Below are 16,375 nucleotides of genomic sequence, written 5' to 3' on the forward strand. Positions count from 1 at the left end.
CTCCGCGCCACCGTCCGTCGTAGGGAGCATCCCGTGTCCGACCTGCCCGTCGTCGCCGTGATCGTCGCCAAGCCGGGGTCGGAGGACACCGTACGCAGCGCCCTGCAGGGACTGGTCGAGCCGACCCTCGCCGAGAGCGGCTGCCGCGCGTACTCCCTCCACGAGTCCGTCGCGGAGCCGGGCACGTTCGTCACCATCGAGTCGTGGGACGGCTCGGCCGACCTCGACCAGCACATGGCGAGCGACCACATCGCCGCGGCGCTGGCCGCGACCGACGGTCACCTGGCCTCACCGCCGTCGATCCACCCGCTCAGCCCCGCGTCGTGAGGGCGTCGCGGTAGGACCGCAGGACCGCACCGCCGTCGGCCGACCGGTCGACCGAGGTGGAGGCCAGCACGGCCCGCGCGATGGCGCGCGAGACGCAGTCGGCGGCCGCGGCCTGCAGCTCGACCAGGTCGAAGCGGTCGGCCTCCACCCCCGTGCCGGTGGACAGGGCGAACACCGTGTCGCCGTCGAACGAGGTGTGCACCGGTGACAGGGCGCGGGCGAACCCGTCCTGGGCCACCCCGGCGAGCGCCTGGCAGCCGGCCTTGGTCAGCGGGACGTCGGTGGCGACCACGGCGAGGGTCGTCGCGGTGCCGGCGCGCAGGGCGGCGAGGGCTTCGGCCTGCGCGGCACGGTGGGCGGCGACGGCCCCGGGGTCGGGGACCGGGAGGCCCGCCACCTCGTCGGCCGTGAGCAGCGGTGCCGCGAGCAGCCGGCCCTGCGCGTCCCACGCCGACCCGACCGCGTTGACGACGACGAGCGCGCCCACCGTGGCCCCCGACGCCAGCACGGCCGAGGCCGTGCCGACACCCCCGCGCAGCCCGCCGGTCATCGCCCCCGTCCCGGCGCCCACGGCCCCCTCGGTCACCGGCCCCGCGCTCGCCGCCCGGTACGCGGCGAGCCCGTCCTCGGGCCGCGGGTGGTTGCGGAACGCCCCGCCGCGCCCGAGGTCGAACAGGATGGCGGCGGGCACGATCGGCACGACCTGGTGCGGCTCCGGCCCCACCGGCCACCCCACGCCGTCCTCCCACAGGCCTGCCATGACCCCGTCGGCGCTGCCCAGCCCGAACGCGCTACCGCCGGACAGCACGACGGCGTCGACCCGGTCGACGCCGCGACGCGGGTCGAGCAGGTCGGTCTCGCGGGTGCCGGGCCCTCCACCGCGGACGTCCACCCCACCCGTCGACCCCGCAGGCGGCACGACGACGGTCACGCCGGTGAGCCAGCCCGGTTCGTCACGGGTGGTGTGGCCGACCCGCAGGCCCTCGACGTCGGTGATCGCGTTCAGGGGTCCGGTCTGCACGGCCCCAGCATGGCGGATGCCGGCCCCGCGACGGCGGGACCGGCATCCGGTGGGCGTGAGCCCGTGCTCAGTGTTGGATGACGTGCTCAGTGCTGGATGACGGGCTCAGTGCTGGATGACGGGCTCAGTGCAGGATGACGGGCGGCGCCACCTCGGCGGCGTCGGCGTCGTCGAGCAGGTGGGCCACCTCGCGCTTGCGCGGGAGGAAGAACGCCGGCACGAGGGTGAGGCTGATGAGGATGGCCGCGACCCAGAAGGTCGAGCTGAACGCCCCGGCCATCGCCCCGCGGACCGCGTCGAGCAGGACCGCCTGGCCGGCGGCCAGGTCCTGGCCGAACGGCGCGAGGATGGCCGCGACCTCGGGGAACTGCGGCAGCAGCCGCCCGATCGCCGCGGGGTCGCTGACGCCGGCGGTCGCCTGCCCGAAGCCCTGCGCCTGCGCGACGAGCGGGTCCTCGCTCAGGCCGTTGGTGAGGACGACCGACATGATCGCGATGCCGATGGACGACGCGATCTGCTGGCTGATGTTGAGCAGCGTCGAGCCGCGCGCGACCTGGTGTGACGTCAGCGTCTTGATGGCCGAGGTCATCAGCGGCATCATCGTCGCGCCCATGCCCAGGCCCATGACGAACAGCACCGGCAGGATGTAGCCGTAGCTGGTGGTCGCGGTGATCTGGGTCAGGGCGAACATGCCGCCGGTGATGAGGACCAGGCCGATGGGGACGATGCGGCCGACGGGGAGCTTGTCGGAGAGGGCGCCCGCGACGGGCATGGTGAGCATCGCGCCCAGGCCCTGCACCGCCATGAGCCAGCCGGCGTCGACGGGGGACTCGCCGCGGACCTGCTGGAAGTAGGTCGGCACGAGGAGCAGGCCGCCGAAGAAGGCCGCCGCGAACAGCACCATCGTCGTGATCGAGATCGTGAGGTTGCGGTTGCGGAACAGCCGCAGGTCGAGCAGCGGGTGCTCGGGGCGGAAGCTCCAGACCACGAAGCCCGTGACCATGGCGACGCCGATGAGGCCCGGGATGAGGACCTTCGGCGCGAAGAAGGTGCCCTCGCCGGGGATCGACGAGACGCCGTAGAGGAACAGGGCCAGGCCGGGCGACATCAGGGCCATGCCGACCCAGTCGAAGGACTCCGACGGCTCGGGGCGGTCGCTCGGCAGCACCAGGAAGGCGTAGACGAGGGCGAGGGCACCGATCGGCAGGTTGATGAGGAAGATCCAGTGCCACGAGTAGTGGTCGATGAGCCAGCCGCCGAGGATCGGGCCGAAGATCGGGCCGAGCAGCATCGGCACGCCGAGGATCGCCATGAGGCGACCCATCCGGGCCGGGCCGGCGGCGCGGGTCATGATCGTCATGCCGAGCGGCATGAGCATGCCGCCGCCCAGGCCCTGCAGGACCCGGAAGGACACGAGCATCTCGATCGAGTTCGCCATGGCGCACAGGGCCGAGCCGAGCGTGAAGAGCAGCAGCGCGGTCATGTAGAGGCGCTTGGTGCCGAACCGGTCGGCGGCCCACCCGGTGAGGGGGATGACCGTGGCCAGGGCCAGCGTGTAGCCGGTGACGGTCCACGCGACGGCGGAGTAGGCGAGGGGCTCGCCGCCGTCGGCGAACACCTTCTGGAAGGTCGGCAGCGCGACGTTGACGACGGTGATGTCGAGGATCGACATGATGGCGCCGAGGACGACGACGCCGGCGACCTTGAGAACGGCCGCGTCGATCTTGTCGGGGTACTGCGGGGGTGCCGTGGTGGCGGGCTGTGCTGACACGTGTGCTCCATGTCGCTCGGTCTGGACGGCGATCGGTCGCGTCGTCCGGGGACGGCACCACCCATCGAGGGTCTGGCGTCGTCGCCATCGAGAAGTCTGCACCCTGGCACCGACAGCCCCCACCCCTTTTCGGCCCCCACGGCGCCGCGGAGCAGAACTCACAGGTTCGGCGCCCACCCGGCAGGGCGGCCCCGGGCGGCGGTCCGGCGCCCCGCCGCAGGTCGGTAGGCTGCCCCGGTGACCGAGATCGAGATCGGCCGTGGAAAGCGCGGCCGCCGCGCCTACTCCTTCGACGACATCGCCATCGTGCCCTCGCGGCGCACGCGCGACCCCGAGGAGGTGTCCGTCAGCTGGCAGATCGACGCCTACCACTTCGACATCCCGGTCATCGCGGCGCCGATGGACTCGGTGATCTCCCCGCAGTCGGCCATCGCCCTCGGCAAGCTCGGCGGGCTGCCCGTCCTCGACCTCGAGGGCCTGTGGACCCGCTACGAGGACCCCGCCCCGCTCCTCGCGGAGATCGCCACGCTCGACCCCGTCCTGGCGACCACCCGCATGCAGGAGATCTACCGCGCCGAGATCGACCCCGACCTCGTCACCGAGCGGCTGCGCGAGATCCGGGCCTCCGGCGTCACCGTGGCCGGCGCCCTCACCCCGCAGCGCACCCAGCAGCTGTGGAAGACCGTCGTCGACGCGGGGGTCGACCTCTTCGTCATCCGCGGCACCACCGTCTCCGCCGAGCACGTCTCCGGCCGGGCCGAGCCGCTGAACCTCAAGCGCTTCATCTACGAGCTCGACGTGCCCGTCATCGTCGGTGGCGCGGCCTCCTACTCGGCGGCCCTGCACCTCATGCGCACCGGTGCCGCGGGCGTCCTCGTCGGCTTCGGCGGCGGCGCGGCCCACACCACCCGCCGCACCCTCGGCATCCACGCGCCGATGGCGAGCGCCATCGCCGACGTCGCCGCGGCCCGCCGCGACTACCTCGACGAGTCGGGCGGCCGCTACGTGCACGTCATCGCCGACGGTGGCGTGGGCACGAGCGGCGACGTCGTCAAGGCCGTGGCCTGCGGCGCCGACGCCGTGATGCTCGGTGCCGCCCTCGCGCGCGCCACCGACGCCCCCGGTCGCGGCTTCCACTGGGGTCCCGAGGCCCACCACCCCGAGCTGCCGCGCGGCGAGCGCGTCGAGGTCGGGGCGGTCGCGGGGCTCGACGAGATCCTCTTCGGCCCGAGCCGGGTCGCCGACGGCACGACCAACCTCGTCGGTGCGCTGCGCCGTGCGATGGCGACGTCGGGCTACCTCGACCTCAAGGAGTTCCAGCGGGTCGAGGTCGTCGTGGCCCCCTACCAGCGCAGCTGACCGCGGTGGACCTCGCGCTGCGCCGGACCGCCGCGCTCGTCGCGGCCGCGACCCTCGCCCTCGGGCTGTCCGCCTGCGGCGGCGACGACGGGCACTCGAGCGGCCACGGCTCGATGACGGGCTCGGCGAGCCCGTCCGCCGCGGCCGACCACGACCAGGCCGACGTCATGTTCGCCACGATGATGGTCCCGCACCACCTCCAGGCGATCGAGATGGCCGACCTCGTCCCCGACCGCACCCGGAGCGCGCAGGTCCGCGACCTCGCCGAGCGGATCCGCCGGGCCCAGCAGCCCGAGGTCGCGCAGATGAGCGCGTGGCTCGCCGGCTGGGGCGCCTCGCCGATGGAGGACCACGACGCGATGGCCGGCCACGGCATGAACGGGATGATGAGCGCCGACGACCTGCGCGACCTCGCCACCCTGAAGGGTGCGGCGTTCGACGAGCGCTGGCTCGAGATGATGGTCGAGCACCACGAGGGTGCCGTGACCAGCGCGAAGGCCGTTCTCCGCGACGGAGTGCACCCCGGCGCCAGGGCCCTCGCCGAGTCGATCATCAGCTCGCAGCAGAAGGAGATCGTCGAGATGAAGGCCCTGCTCGCGGGCTGACCCCGTTTCGTCACGCAGGCGTCGCGGCACCGATGACGAGGGACCGCGGCGCCTCCTGGCGTCCGGGCCGGGGGAGGCCGCCGACCCCGGGAGTCACCGAGCCCAGGAGGCTCGCGTGCCTCGCCCCTGTGGCTGACGGCACCGTCGACGGGTGGCCGTGCACGGTGAGGTACCCGAGCACCGCGAAGGCAACCGCCTCCTTGGCGCCCGACGGCAGGCCCAGCTCGTCGGTGGTGAGCACCGGGGTGCCGCCCAGCGCGGCGCGGAGCATCGCCATCAGGGTGGGGTTGCGGGTGCCTCCGCCGGCCGCCACGACCTCGGTGGCCTCGTGCCGGCGAACCGCGTCGGCGACGGTGCGGGCGGTGAGGGCGGTCAGCGTGGCGATGACGTCGTCGTCCAAGCGGCGGCCGTCGAGGGCGGTGTCGAGCCAGCCGCCGTGGAACAGCTCGCGGCCGGTCGTCTTGGGTGCGGGGCGGGCGAAGTACGGGTCGGCGAGCATCCGCGCGAGGAGCCGGTCGTCGACGACGCCCCGGGCGCCGCGCTCGCCGTCCCGGTCGTACGCCTGCGCCCCGTCGGTCAGCCGCCCGACCGCGACGTCGACGAGCGTGTTGGCCGGCCCGGTGTCGTAGGCGACCGGCGCCCCGGCGAGGTCGGCGGTGACGTTGGCGATCCCGCCGAGGTTGAGGGCGACCGGTCGGCCCGGGCGCGACCCGAGCCACAGCACGTCGAACGCGCTGACCAGGGGCGCCCCCTGTCCGCCGGCGGCGACGTCGCGCGCCCGCAGGTCGGAGACCACGGGCAGCCCGGTCACCTCGGCCAGCCACGCCGGCTGCCCCACCTGGAGCGTGCCGCGGACCTCACCGCCGTCGACCCAGTGGAAGACGGTCTGCCCGTGCGAGACGAGGAGCTCGACCGCGCCCACCTCTGCGGTGACCTCGGCCGCCGCCGCCGCGAAGGCCTGCCCGACGACCGTGTCCAGCACGCACCAGTCGCGCGCCGTCACCTCGCGCGGTGGCAGGGCGGCCTCCACTGCCGAGCGCACCGCGGGCGGGTACGCAACCGACCGCAGCGCCACGAGGGACGCGCCCAGCACGTCCCCGTCGGGGACCAGGTCGACGACCGCGACGTCGATGCCGTCGGCGCTGGTGCCCGACATCAGGCCGGCGACGCGCATCAGCGGGGCAGCGGGTGCTCGTGGTCGTCGCGGCGCAGGGTGGCGAGCGCGACGGCGCTGACGACGCACGTGGCGAGGACGTAGTACGCGGGGATGTCCTCGTCGCCGGTCGACGCGATGAGCTGGGTGATGATGAGGCCCGCGCTGCCCGCGAACACCGCGTTCGACAGCGAGTAGCTGAGGCCGAGTCCGGTGTAGCGCACCGTGGTCCGGAACATCTCCGAGAGCATCGCAGGTCCGGGGCCAGCCATGAGCCCGACGACCGCACCGGCGACGAAGACCGCGGCGAAGCGCACCGGTGTGGTGGTGCCCTCGTCCTGCAGCAGGTTGAGGAGCGGGATCGCGAGCACCGCGATGAGCACGGCTCCGGTGAGCATGACCGGGCGGCGACCGACGCGGTCGCTCAGCGCCCCGGCGGGCAGGATCGACGCGGCGAAGCCCGCGTTGGCGACCACCCCGGCGACGAGGGATTCGTGGAACGAGGCGCCGAGCGCGACCTGGAGGTAGGACGGCAGGACGACGAGGAAGGTGTAGCCCGCCGCCGACCAGCCCATGAGCCGCAGGATGCCGAGGCCGATCGCGGCGCCAGTGCCGGTGGCCGCAGGACGGTCGGCCGACGAGACCTCGGTGCCGACCTCCTCCTCCGTCGCCTCGCGGAACACGGGCGTCTCCTCGATGCGGAAGCGCAGCCAGACCGCGACCGCGCCCAGCGGGATCGCGAGGAGGAAGGGGATCCGCCAGCCCCACGACTGCAGCTGGCCCTCGGTGAGCAGCGAGGCGAGGACGGCAGCCGTCGCCGCCCCGCCGAGCAGGCCCAGCGCGACCGTGAACGACTGGAGCGACCCGTAGAGGCCGCGGCGGCGGGTGGGGGCGTGCTCGGTCATCAGGGACACGGCACCGCCGAACTCGCCTCCGGCAGAGAGGCCCTGGAGGATGCGGACGAGCGTGAGCAGCCACGGGGCCGCCGCGCCCACGACCTCGCGGGTGGGCAGCAGCCCGATGAGGGCGGTGCCCACGGCCATGAGGACGAGGACGAGCAGCAGGGTCGGTCGCCGGCCGATGCGGTCACCGATCCGGCCGAACAGCCACGCCCCGACGGGCCGGAAGAAGAAGGCGATGGCGAACGAGGCGTACGTCTTGACGAGCGCCTCGAGGTCGCTCGCCCCCTCCGTGACGAAGAAGTTGGCCGCGATGATCGTGGCGAAGTAGCCGTAGACCCCGAACTCGTACCACTCGATGAAGTTGCCCACGCACCCCCCGACGAGACTGCGGCGGGACGCGCGCACGTCGATGACGGTGCGGCGTTCGGCGGTGGTGGCCTGGGCCATCGTGACTCCCTCGTCGGCGACTGGACGGAGAAAACCTTCACGCGTCCGGCCGAACATGTCAATTGTTGTCGCCCATCGTGGACGGGGCACGACCGTTCGGCGACCGGTGACCATGTTCACCTGTCGGGGCGGCGACGTCGTGGTTACTCTTCGGTAATGGCCGATGTCATCGCTGACCCGGAGACCGATCCCCGCGCGACCTGGGCGGTGGACCCCTCCCGGGTCCGCGACCTCACGGCGAGGGCGGTGGCCTCGGGGGCGGGGGGCGAGCTGCGCACCCAGACCCCGCTGACCGGCGCCCCGCTCGCCGTGCTCCCCGTCGCCGACGCCCGCGACGTCGCGGGGGCCGTGCAGGTGGCCTCGCGGGCCCAGCGCGCCTGGGCGAGGGTCCCGGTCGCCGAGCGCGCCGCCGTGCTGCTGCGCTTCCACGACCTCGTCCTCGAGCGGCAGTCCGACCTGCTCGACCTCGTGCAGCTCGAGTCCGGCAAGGCGCGCCTGCACGCCTTCGAGGAGGTCGCCGACTGCGCCCTGGCCGCCCGGCACTACGGCCGATCCGCGGCCGGCTACCTGCGCGAGTCGCGCCACCTGGGCGTCTACCCGGTGCTGACCCGCACGGTGGAGCACCACCGTCCCCGCGGCGTCGTCGGGATCGTGTCGCCCTGGAACTACCCGCTGAGCCTGGCCCTCACCGACGCCCTCCCGGCGCTCGTCGCCGGCAACGCCGTCGTGCTGCGGCCCGACCCGCAGGGCTCGCTCACGGCGCTCGCCGGGGTCGAGCTGCTCATCGAGGCGGGGCTGCCGGCCGACCTGTTCCAGGTCGTCCTCGGGCCGGGCGAGCCCACCGGCCAGGCCGTCGTCGACCGTGCCGACTACGTCTGCTTCACCGGCTCGACCGCCACCGGGCGCAAGGTGGCCCAGACCGCCGGGCGCCGCCTCGTCGGCGCCAGCCTCGAGCTCGGCGGCAAGAACACGATGTACGTGGCCGCCGACGCCGACCTGCGCCGCGCGGTCCCGGGCGCCGTGCGGGCCTGCTTCTCCTCGGCGGGCCAGCTGTGCATCAGCATCGAGCGGCTCGCGGTGCACACCGACGTCGTCGACGCGTTCGTGCCCCGCTTCGTCGAGGCCGTGGAGGCGATGCGCCTGTCCACCGAGCTGCACTGGGGCGGCGACATGGGCAGCCTGGCCAACGAGGCCCAGAAGGAGCGCTTCCTCGCCCACGTGGAGGATGCCGTGGCCAAGGGCGCGCGCGTCCTCACCGGGGGTCGGGCGCGGCCGGACGTCGGGCCCTTCGTCGTCGAGCCCACCGTCCTCGAGGGCGTCACCGCCGCGATGGCCTGCCGCGACGAGGAGACCTTCGGGCCGCTCGTCGCCATCCACCGCGTCCCGTCCGACGACGACGCCGTCCGGCTGGCCAACGACACCGAGTACGGCCTCAACGCCTCGGTGTGGACCCGCGACGTGCGCCGCGGCCGCGACATCGCGGCCCGGATCGAGGCGGGGACGGTCAACGTCAACGAGGGCTACGCGTCGGCGTGGGGGAGCATCGCGTCGCCGATGGGTGGCATGAAGGCCTCGGGGGTCGGCCGCCGGCACGGGCGCGAGGGCATCCTCAAGTACACCGAGAGCCAGACCGTCTCCTCGCAGCACCTCGTGGGGATCTCGCCGCTGCCGCGCCAGTCCGACGAGGCGTTCGCCCGCACCCTCACCGTGGCGCTCAAGGCGTTCAAGGCCGTGGGCCTGAAGTGACCTCCGCTGCGGCCGACGTCGGGACCGACGTCGGGACGGACGTCGACGTCGTCGTCGTGGGCTCCGGGTTCGGCGGGTCGGTCACGGCTCTTCGGCTGGCGGAGAAGGGTTTTCGCGTCCTCGTGCTCGAGGCCGGCCGCCGCTTCGAGGACGAGGACTTCGCGCGGACGTCGTGGGACGCCCGGCGATACCTCTGGGCGCCGCGGCTGGGCTGCTACGGCATCCAGCGCATCCACCGGCTGCCCGACGTCGTCATCCTCGCCGGTGCCGGCGTGGGCGGCGGCTCGCTCAACTACGCCAACACCCTCTATACGCCGCCGGAGGCGTTCTTCCGCGACCGGCAGTGGGCCGACGTCACCGACTGGGAGGCCGAGCTGGCGCCGCACTACGCCACGGCCCGGTGGATGCTCGGCGAGGCCGTGAACCCGTGTGACGGGGTCGTCGAGCAGGTGATGCGCCGCACCGCCGAGGACCTCGGGGTCGGTGACACGTTCCGGCACACCCCGGTCGCGGTGCACTTCGGCCGCCCGGGGGAGACGGTCGACGACCCCTACTTCGGTGGGGCCGGACCACGCCGGACGGGCTGCACCTTCTGCGGCAACTGCATGGTCGGCTGCCGGGTCGGGGCGAAGAACACCCTGGTGAAGAACTACCTGGCGCTGGCCGAGGGGCTCGGGGTCGAGATCGCGCCGATGCGGACCGTGACCCGGCTGGGTGTCGTCCCGGGCTCGGAGGCCGCGGGCGCGCCGACGTACCGCGTCCTGCACGCGCGCACGGGACCGGTGTCGGGGCGCGACGTGCGGGTCGTCACCGCCCGCCACGTCGTCCTCGCGGCGGGGACGTGGGGCACCCAGACCCTGCTCCACGCGATGCGCGAGGTGGGCGAGCTGCCCCGCCTGTCCGACCGGCTCGGCCACCTGACCCGCACGAACTCCGAGGCGCTCCTCGGCGCGATGACCGACCGGGTCCCCGAGGGCGTCGACCTCTCGCACGGCATCGCCATCACCACGTCGTTCCACCCCGACGAGCACACCCACGTCGAGAACGTCCGCTACGGGCGGGGCTCGAACGCGATGGGGCTGCTCGCCTCGATCGCGGTGCCCGGCGGGACGGGCCGACCGCGGTGGGTCGAGGCGCTGCGGACCGTGCTGCGCGACCCCCGGCCGCTCCTGCGGGTCTCCCCGATCGTGCGGCGGTGGAGCGAGCGCATGGTCATCGGCCTGGTGATGCAGACCCGCGACAACAGCCTGCGGGTCTCGGGGCGGCGCGGGCTGTTCGGCCGCACGCTCACCTCCACCCAGGGGCACGGCGAGCCCAACCCCACGTACATCCCGGCCGGGGCGCGCTCGATGGAGGTCCTCGCCGAGCGGCTCGCCGAGGCGACGGGCCGGTACACGGCGGTCGGCGGCTCGTGGTTCGACGTCCTCGACGTGCCGATGACGGCCCACTTCCTCGGCGGGGTCGTCATCGGGTCCTCGCCGCAGCGCGGGGTCGTCGACCCGTACCACCGGGTCTGGGGGTACCCGGGCCTGCACGTCGTCGACGGGTCGGCGGTGTCGGCCAACCTCGGGGTCAACCCGTCCCTGACGATCACGGCCCAGGCCGAGCGGGCGATGTCGTTCTGGCCGGTGGCGGGGGAGGCCGACCCGCGGCCCTCGCAGGCCGCGCTGGCCGCCGGTGGGTACCGGCGCCTCGAGCCCGTGCCCGCGTCGACGCCCGCCGTGCCGGACCCGGTGCGGGTGTCGGTGGTCGGCGCCACGATGGGCTGATGAGCGAGGGGCCGGGCCGGGCGTGGTCGTTCACCGCCGAGGTCTGGCGCTGGAGGGAGGGGTCGTGGCGCTTCGTCACGGTGCCCGAGGACGTCAGCGACGAGGTCGACGAGGTGGTCGGTGACGCCACCGGCGGGTTCGGCTCGGTGCGCGTCGAGGTGACGATCGGGTCGTCGGTGTGGAGGACCTCGCTGTTCCCGTCCGCCGAGGCCGGCGCCTACGTCCTGCCGGTGAAGAAGGCGGTGCGCACCGCCAACGGCCTCGACGACGGCGACCCCGCCGAGGTCACCATCCGGCTCGTCGACCGCTGACCCGCCGGGTCGAGGTGGCCACGTCAACCGCCGGAGCCGCTCACGCGTCATAGGGGTGTCCACCCGGAGGAGAAGGAGACCCCCATGAACCGGCGACCGACCACCAGCCCCACCCGTCCGCGACGGGGCGCCCGCGCCCTCGCCGTCCTCGCCGCCGGCGCGGCCCTCGTCGCCGTCCCCACCGCCTCGGGCGCCGGGTCGGCCTCCGCCACCGGCACGACCACGACGACGGCCGCGGCAACGGCCTCGTGCAGCACCAGCTGGGGGTCGCTGGCCAAGACCTCCGCGCCCCTGGCGCGCGGCCGGGTGACCGGCGTCCGCGCCGGCCGCCACGCCTGCTTCGACCGGCTCGTCCTCGACATGACCGGCCGGGCCCCCGGCTACGACGTCCGCTACGTCACGGCCGTGACGGCCGATGGTTCGGGGCACGTCGTGCCCGTGGCCGGCGGAGCCCGCCTCGCAGTCGTTGCCAAGAAGGGCGCCACCGTCATCCCGTCGATGCCGTCGGTCGCCGGGTTCACCACCTTCCGGCAGGTGAAGTGGGCGGGGGCGTTCGAGGGCTACACCACCGTGGGGCTCGGGGTGCGGGCCCGGCTGCCGTTCCGCGTGTTCACGCTGTACGACGCGACGACCAACCGCAGCAAGCTCGTCGTCGACGTGGCGCACCGCTGGTGAGCCCCTCCGGCCCGGCCGTCACCGGCGGCCGGGTCGAGGCGCCGCCTCACGTACGGTGGTCCGGTGACGAACCTCACCGCCACGGTCATCGGCATCATCGAGTCGATCGGGGAGGTCGGGGTGGGGCTGCTCATCGCCCTCGAGACGATCCTGCCGCCCATCCCGTCCGAGGTGATCCTCCCGTTCGCGGGGTTCGCCGCCCACGACGGCAAGCTCAACCTGTACCTGGCGTGGGCCTGCGCCACCCTCGGATCGCTCCTCGGCGCCGGCGTGCTCTACGCCCTCGGCGTGAAGTTCAGCTACGAGCGACTGCACCACCTGGCCGAGAAGAAGTGGTTCTTCCTCTTCGGCGTGCGCGACCTCGAGCGCGGCATGCGGTTCTTCGACGACCACGGCAGCGCCGTCGTCCTCGTCGGCCGCTTCATCCCGCTCATCCGCTCGATCGTGTCGGTGCCGGCGGGGCTCGACGCGATGCCGCTGCCGCGCTTCCTCGCCCTCACCGCCCTGGGCAGCGGCCTCTGGAACGCGATCTTCATCGGGATCGGCTACCGCCTCGGCGCGGAGTACGAGCTCGTCGAGCAGTACATGGGCCCGGTGAGCAAGGGCGTCGTCGCGGTGGTCGCGCTGGTGCTCGTCTGGCTCATCGTCCGCCGGCTGCGCGAGCGCGGTGCGCAGCCGACCGACGACACCGACGCGGACACCCGCGTCACGGCCGACGACTGAGGCCGCTCAGGCCTCGTCGCGCCAGGACCGCCACAGGGCGGCGTAGGACCCGTCGCGCTCGATGAGCTCGTCGTGCGAGCCGAGCTCGCTGACCAGGCCGTCCTCGACGACCGCCACCCGGTCGGCGTCGTGCGCCGTGTGCAGGCGGTGCGCGATGGCCACGACCGTGCGGCCCTCGACGACCGCCGCGAGCGAGCGCTCGAGGTGGCGGGCCGCCCGGGGGTCGAGCAGCGAGGTCGCCTCGTCGAGGACGAGCGTGTGGGGGTCGGCGAGGACGAGGCGCGCCAGCGCGACCTGCTGCGCCTGGCCTTCGGTGAGCTCGTGCCCGCCGGAGCCGACGACCGTCTCCAGGCCGGAGGGCAGGGAACGGGCCCACTCGAGGGCGTCGACGGCGCCTAGCGCCTCCTCGAGCTCGGCGTCGGAGGCCGTGGGGCGGGGCAGGCGCAGGTTCTCGGCGAGGGTGCCGACGAAGACGTGGTGCTCCTGGGTGACGAGGGCGACCTCGCCGCGCAGCACCGTGAGGTCGAGGTCGACCAGGGGGACGCCACCAGCGGTGACCCGGCCCGACCGCGGGCCGTCGATGCCCGCCATCAGGCGGCCGAGGGTCGACTTCCCGGCGCCGGACGGGCCGACGATGGCCAGCCGCTCGCCGGGCACGAGGTCGAGGGAGACGCCGTGGAGGACGTCGCGCCCCTCGCGGTACGCGTACCGGACGTCGCCGACCTCCACCTGCTCGCCGTCGGGGACGGCCCCGGTGGCGACGCGGTCGGCCGGGACCTCGCCGACGCCGAGGATGCGCGACAGCGAGGTGGCGGCGAACTGGATCTCGTCGAGCATCCCGACGAGCTCGCCGAGCGGGTCGAGCATCCGCTGCACGTAGAGGACGACCGCGGTCGCCGCGGCGACCGAGATGCTGCCCTGCCACACGAGCCAGCCACCCCAGAGCAGGGTGCCGGCCACGGGGACGAAGAAGCCGACCTCGAGCCACGGGAACCAGCGCAGCCGCATCCCGGTGGTGTACCGCTCGGCGTCGTGGCTCTCGCGGACCGCCTCGGCGAAGCGCTCGCCGCGGCTGTCCTGCAGGCCCAGCGCGTCGATGGTGGCGGCACCTTCCACCGTCTCGGCCGCGACGCCGTTGAGCCGGGCGTACGTGGCGTGCTCCCAGAGGTAGCCGGGGCCGGCGAGCTCGAGGTACTTCCGCGTCGGGAACCACCACACGAGCGGCGTGAGCAGCAGCGGCAGCGCCGCCAGCGGCGAGGTGAGGATCGTCGCGCCGGCGATGACGACCGCGGTCATGAACGAGACGACCATCGTCGGGACGCCGAACCGGATGACGTAGCTGATGGCGTCGACGTCGTTCGTCGTGCGCGAGAGGAGGTCTCCGGTGCCGGCGCGCTCGACCGTGGACAGCGGCAGGCGCACCGCGGATGCGACGAAGTCCTCGCGCAACCGGGCGAACACCCGCTCGGACAGCACGAACGAGCTGCGCCGCGCGACCCACGTGACGACGGTCTCGGTGACGACCGCGCCGGCCAGCAGGAGGACCAGCTGGTTGACCCGGTCGAGCGTCACCGTGCCCTGGGTGACGCCACCGACGACCTGGCCGATGACCCACGGCGCCGCGAGCCCGACGACGGCCGCGACGGCGTGCCAGAGCAGCACCCGGGCCAGGGGGCCGCGGTGCTCGCGCAGGAGGACGCCGACCTGGGCCCGCACGACGCGGCCCGACGCGATGGGAAGCGTGCGGCGCGCGTGGTCGGTCTTCTCACGCAACGGTGACATCAGTCCTCCCCTCGGACGACGACGGAACGGTAGGTGCTGGAGCGGCGCATCAGCTCGCGGTGCGAGCCGCGGTCGGTGGCCCGGCCGCCCTCGACGAGGACGACCTCGTCGGCGTGGTCGAGCAGCAGCGGGCTTGCGGTGACGACGACGGTGGTGCGGCCCTTGCGGTGGTGGGCCAGCCGCTCGGCGATGCGCGCCTCGGTGTGGGCATCGACCGCGCTCGTGGGCTCGACGAGGACGAGCACGTCGGCCTCGCGCAGGAGGGAGCGGGCCAGGGCGAGCCGCTGGCGCTGGCCACCGGAGAGCGACCGGCCCCGCTCCTCGACCTCGCCGTCGAGCCCGCCGTCGATGGTGACGAGCACGTCGTCGGCGTCGGCCACCTGGAGGGCGGCGCGTCGGGCGTCGTCGTCCGGGCCGCCGAGCTCGGTGCGGACCGGGCCGCTGAACAGGCGCGGGTCGGGCTGGGCGACGACCACGTGCTCGCGCACGACGCGCACGGGCAGGTCGTCGAGGGCGACGTCGCCCCACGTGACGCCGTGCTCGCCCGGGGCGGTGCGGCCCAGGCGCGCGGCGACGGCCGCGGTCTCCTCGGGCCGCATGCTGACGAGCGCGGTGAGGCGGCCGGGCACGACCTCGACGCCCGAGGCGGGGTCGACCATCGTCGCGGCGTCGACGAGGCGCTCGACCTGGAGGCGCAGGGCGGGGTCGGTCGCCGCCTCGTCGAGCGTGTGGTCGGGCTCCACGGCGAGGATGCGTGCGATGCGGCGGGCCGCGACGCGCGTGGAGATGAGCTTGTCGGCGAACTCGACCGCGGTCTGCAGCGGCCGGGTGAGGAAGGCCGTGTACCCGTAGAACGCGACGAGCTGGCCGGGCGAGATCTCGCCGGTGACGGCCAGGCGGGCCCCGATCGCCGTGACGACGAGCACGAAGACCCCGGGCAGGAGGACCTGCGCGGCGTCGAGGGTCGCCTGGGTGCCGGCGACGCGCACCCCGGCGAGGCGCACGGCCTCCGACTGCAGGCGGTAGCGGGCGAGGAAGGCGTCCTCACCGCCGATGCCGCGCAGCACGCGCAGGCCCGCGACCGTGTCGGCGCCGAGGGCGGTGAGCTTGCCGGCCTGCTCGCGCTGGGCGCTCTGGCGGCGCTGGAGCGGCTTCATGACGAAGGCCAGGCTCGCCACGAGGAGGGGGCCGCCGATGAGCATGATGAGGCCGAGCGTCAGCGACCCGCGCAGCAGGATGACCGCGACGACGACGAACGAGACGACGGCGCCCATGAAGCGGGCGAAGACGTCGAAGGTGTGGCCCATCCGGCCGAAGTCGCTCGTGAAGCTGGCCAGCACCTCGCCCGCGGGCATCTCCCGCGTGAGGGCGGGGCCGGTGCGGCGCACCGCGCGGTCGACGAGGACTCCGGACCGGAATGCCGCGACGAGCCAGTTCTGCACCGCGAACCAGTGCCGGCCGTTGCCGGTGGCCGCAGAGACCAAACCCAGCCCGACGACCGCGAGCGACCAGGTGACGAGGGCGCCCGCGTCGCGCTCGACGATGCCGGCGTCGACGGCGCGCCCGATGGCCGCGGGGATGAGGGCGGTGGCGAGCATCCACGGGATGCCGCAGGCCGCCCCGGCGAGGAGCGTGCGCCACTGGCGGCGCGCGAGCCACACGAGGAGGCGGTCGGCATCGGCCGGTGCGTCCTCGTGGGGGTCGACGCCGTAACGCCAGGCTGGTCGGGTGGGCACGGTCATCAACGCTACGTCCCCCCAACCGACGTCGGCCACCGAGTTTCC

General features: G+C 74.1%; 14 protein-coding genes. 8 read left to right on the forward strand and 6 right to left on the reverse strand.

Features of this window, described 5'->3' with window-relative positions; genetic code table 11:
- The first annotated feature begins 33 nt into the window (after positions 1-33).
- Positions 34-327, forward strand: a complete 294-nt coding sequence (locus ACFLFB_RS05075; protein WP_392544619.1) for a putative quinol monooxygenase — start codon at positions 34-36, stop codon at positions 325-327.
- Here the strand turns inward: ACFLFB_RS05075 and ACFLFB_RS05080 are convergent.
- Positions 311-1,348 carry a P1 family peptidase gene (locus ACFLFB_RS05080; protein ID WP_392544620.1) on the reverse strand — a complete coding sequence of 346 codons (1,038 nt, stop codon included), beginning with the start codon at positions 1,346-1,348 and terminating at the stop codon, positions 311-313. The genes ACFLFB_RS05075 and ACFLFB_RS05080 overlap by 17 nt on opposite strands.
- A gap of 124 nt (positions 1,349-1,472) precedes the next feature.
- Complete coding sequence (locus ACFLFB_RS05085; RefSeq protein ID WP_392544621.1) at positions 1,473-3,119, reverse strand: DHA2 family efflux MFS transporter permease subunit; 1,647 nt, start codon at positions 3,117-3,119, stop codon at positions 1,473-1,475.
- 237 nt (positions 3,120-3,356) lie between these two features.
- Here ACFLFB_RS05085 and ACFLFB_RS05090 point away from each other — a divergent pair, with 237 nt between their 5' ends.
- Both ACFLFB_RS05090 and ACFLFB_RS05095 read left to right on the forward strand, forming a co-directional pair.
- Complete coding sequence (locus tag ACFLFB_RS05090; protein WP_392544622.1) at positions 3,357-4,478, forward strand: GuaB3 family IMP dehydrogenase-related protein; 1,122 nt, start codon at positions 3,357-3,359, stop codon at positions 4,476-4,478.
- Between the two features lie 5 nt (positions 4,479-4,483).
- Entirely contained in the window at positions 4,484-5,083 is a 600-nt protein-coding gene (locus ACFLFB_RS05095) for a DUF305 domain-containing protein (RefSeq protein ID WP_392544623.1), read from the forward strand.
- A 10-nt stretch (positions 5,084-5,093) separates the two neighbouring features.
- Here the strand turns inward: ACFLFB_RS05095 and ACFLFB_RS05100 are convergent, their stop codons facing one another.
- Positions 5,094-6,257 carry an anhydro-N-acetylmuramic acid kinase gene (locus ACFLFB_RS05100; RefSeq protein WP_392544624.1) on the reverse strand — a complete coding sequence of 388 codons (1,164 nt, stop codon included), beginning with the start codon at positions 6,255-6,257 and terminating at the stop codon, positions 5,094-5,096.
- A complete protein-coding gene (locus tag ACFLFB_RS05105; RefSeq protein WP_392544625.1) occupies positions 6,257-7,585 on the reverse strand; it encodes an MFS transporter in 1,329 nt (442 codons plus the stop codon). The genes ACFLFB_RS05100 and ACFLFB_RS05105 overlap by 1 nt, the downstream gene beginning before the upstream one ends.
- 156 nt (positions 7,586-7,741) lie before the next feature.
- On the opposite strand from ACFLFB_RS05105, the gene ACFLFB_RS05110 reads away from it, so the two are divergent.
- The 5 genes from ACFLFB_RS05110 (at position 7,742) to ACFLFB_RS05130 (ending at position 12,809) form a co-directional block, all read left to right on the forward strand.
- A complete protein-coding gene (locus tag ACFLFB_RS05110) occupies positions 7,742-9,331 on the forward strand; it encodes a succinic semialdehyde dehydrogenase (RefSeq protein ID WP_392544626.1) in 1,590 nt (529 codons plus the stop codon).
- On the forward strand, positions 9,328-11,100 hold the full coding sequence (locus ACFLFB_RS05115; RefSeq protein WP_392544627.1) for an FAD-dependent oxidoreductase: 1,773 nt from the start codon (positions 9,328-9,330) through the stop codon (positions 11,098-11,100). The genes ACFLFB_RS05110 and ACFLFB_RS05115 overlap by 4 nt, the downstream gene beginning before the upstream one ends.
- A complete protein-coding gene (locus ACFLFB_RS05120) occupies positions 11,100-11,411 on the forward strand; it encodes a DUF1905 domain-containing protein (RefSeq protein ID WP_392544628.1) in 312 nt (103 codons plus the stop codon). The genes ACFLFB_RS05115 and ACFLFB_RS05120 overlap by 1 nt, the downstream gene beginning before the upstream one ends.
- Before the next feature lie 84 nt (positions 11,412-11,495).
- Positions 11,496-12,086 carry a hypothetical protein gene (locus tag ACFLFB_RS05125; RefSeq protein ID WP_392544629.1) on the forward strand — a complete coding sequence of 197 codons (591 nt, stop codon included), beginning with the start codon at positions 11,496-11,498 and terminating at the stop codon, positions 12,084-12,086.
- 63 nt (positions 12,087-12,149) lie between these two features.
- Positions 12,150-12,809 carry a DedA family protein gene (locus tag ACFLFB_RS05130; RefSeq protein WP_392544630.1) on the forward strand — a complete coding sequence of 220 codons (660 nt, stop codon included), beginning with the start codon at positions 12,150-12,152 and terminating at the stop codon, positions 12,807-12,809.
- A gap of 6 nt (positions 12,810-12,815) precedes the next feature.
- On the opposite strand, the gene ACFLFB_RS05135 is transcribed toward ACFLFB_RS05130, so the two are convergent.
- Positions 12,816-14,591: an ABC transporter ATP-binding protein gene (locus ACFLFB_RS05135; protein ID WP_392544631.1), complete on the reverse strand. Its 1,776-nt coding sequence runs from the start codon at positions 14,589-14,591 to the stop codon at positions 12,816-12,818.
- Positions 14,591-16,333 carry an ABC transporter transmembrane domain-containing protein gene (locus tag ACFLFB_RS05140; RefSeq protein ID WP_392544632.1) on the reverse strand — a complete coding sequence of 581 codons (1,743 nt, stop codon included), beginning with the start codon at positions 16,331-16,333 and terminating at the stop codon, positions 14,591-14,593. The genes ACFLFB_RS05135 and ACFLFB_RS05140 overlap by 1 nt, the downstream gene beginning before the upstream one ends.
- Positions 16,334-16,375 lie beyond the last annotated feature (42 nt).

It is taken from the genome of Oryzobacter telluris, from assembly GCF_043099285.1.
Lineage (GTDB): Bacteria > Actinomycetota > Actinomycetes > Actinomycetales > Dermatophilaceae > Oryzobacter > Oryzobacter telluris.

What these genes read in the sequence shown, in the direction of transcription:
- ACFLFB_RS05105 (WP_392544625.1), bottom strand. Translation starts at nt 7,585, where the DNA reads ATGGCCCAGGCCACCACCGCCGAACGCCGCACCGTCATCGACGTGCGC.
- ACFLFB_RS05125 (WP_392544629.1), top strand. Translation starts at nt 11,496, where the DNA reads ATGAACCGGCGACCGACCACCAGCCCCACCCGTCCGCGACGGGGCGCC.
- ACFLFB_RS05140 (WP_392544632.1), bottom strand. Translation starts at nt 16,333, where the DNA reads ATGACCGTGCCCACCCGACCAGCCTGGCGTTACGGCGTCGACCCCCAC.
- ACFLFB_RS05110 (WP_392544626.1), top strand. Translation starts at nt 7,742, where the DNA reads ATGGCCGATGTCATCGCTGACCCGGAGACCGATCCCCGCGCGACCTGG.
- ACFLFB_RS05100 (WP_392544624.1), bottom strand. Translation starts at nt 6,257, where the DNA reads ATGCGCGTCGCCGGCCTGATGTCGGGCACCAGCGCCGACGGCATCGAC.
- ACFLFB_RS05120 (WP_392544628.1), top strand. Translation starts at nt 11,100, where the DNA reads ATGAGCGAGGGGCCGGGCCGGGCGTGGTCGTTCACCGCCGAGGTCTGG.
- ACFLFB_RS05135 (WP_392544631.1), bottom strand. Translation starts at nt 14,591, where the DNA reads ATGTCACCGTTGCGTGAGAAGACCGACCACGCGCGCCGCACGCTTCCC.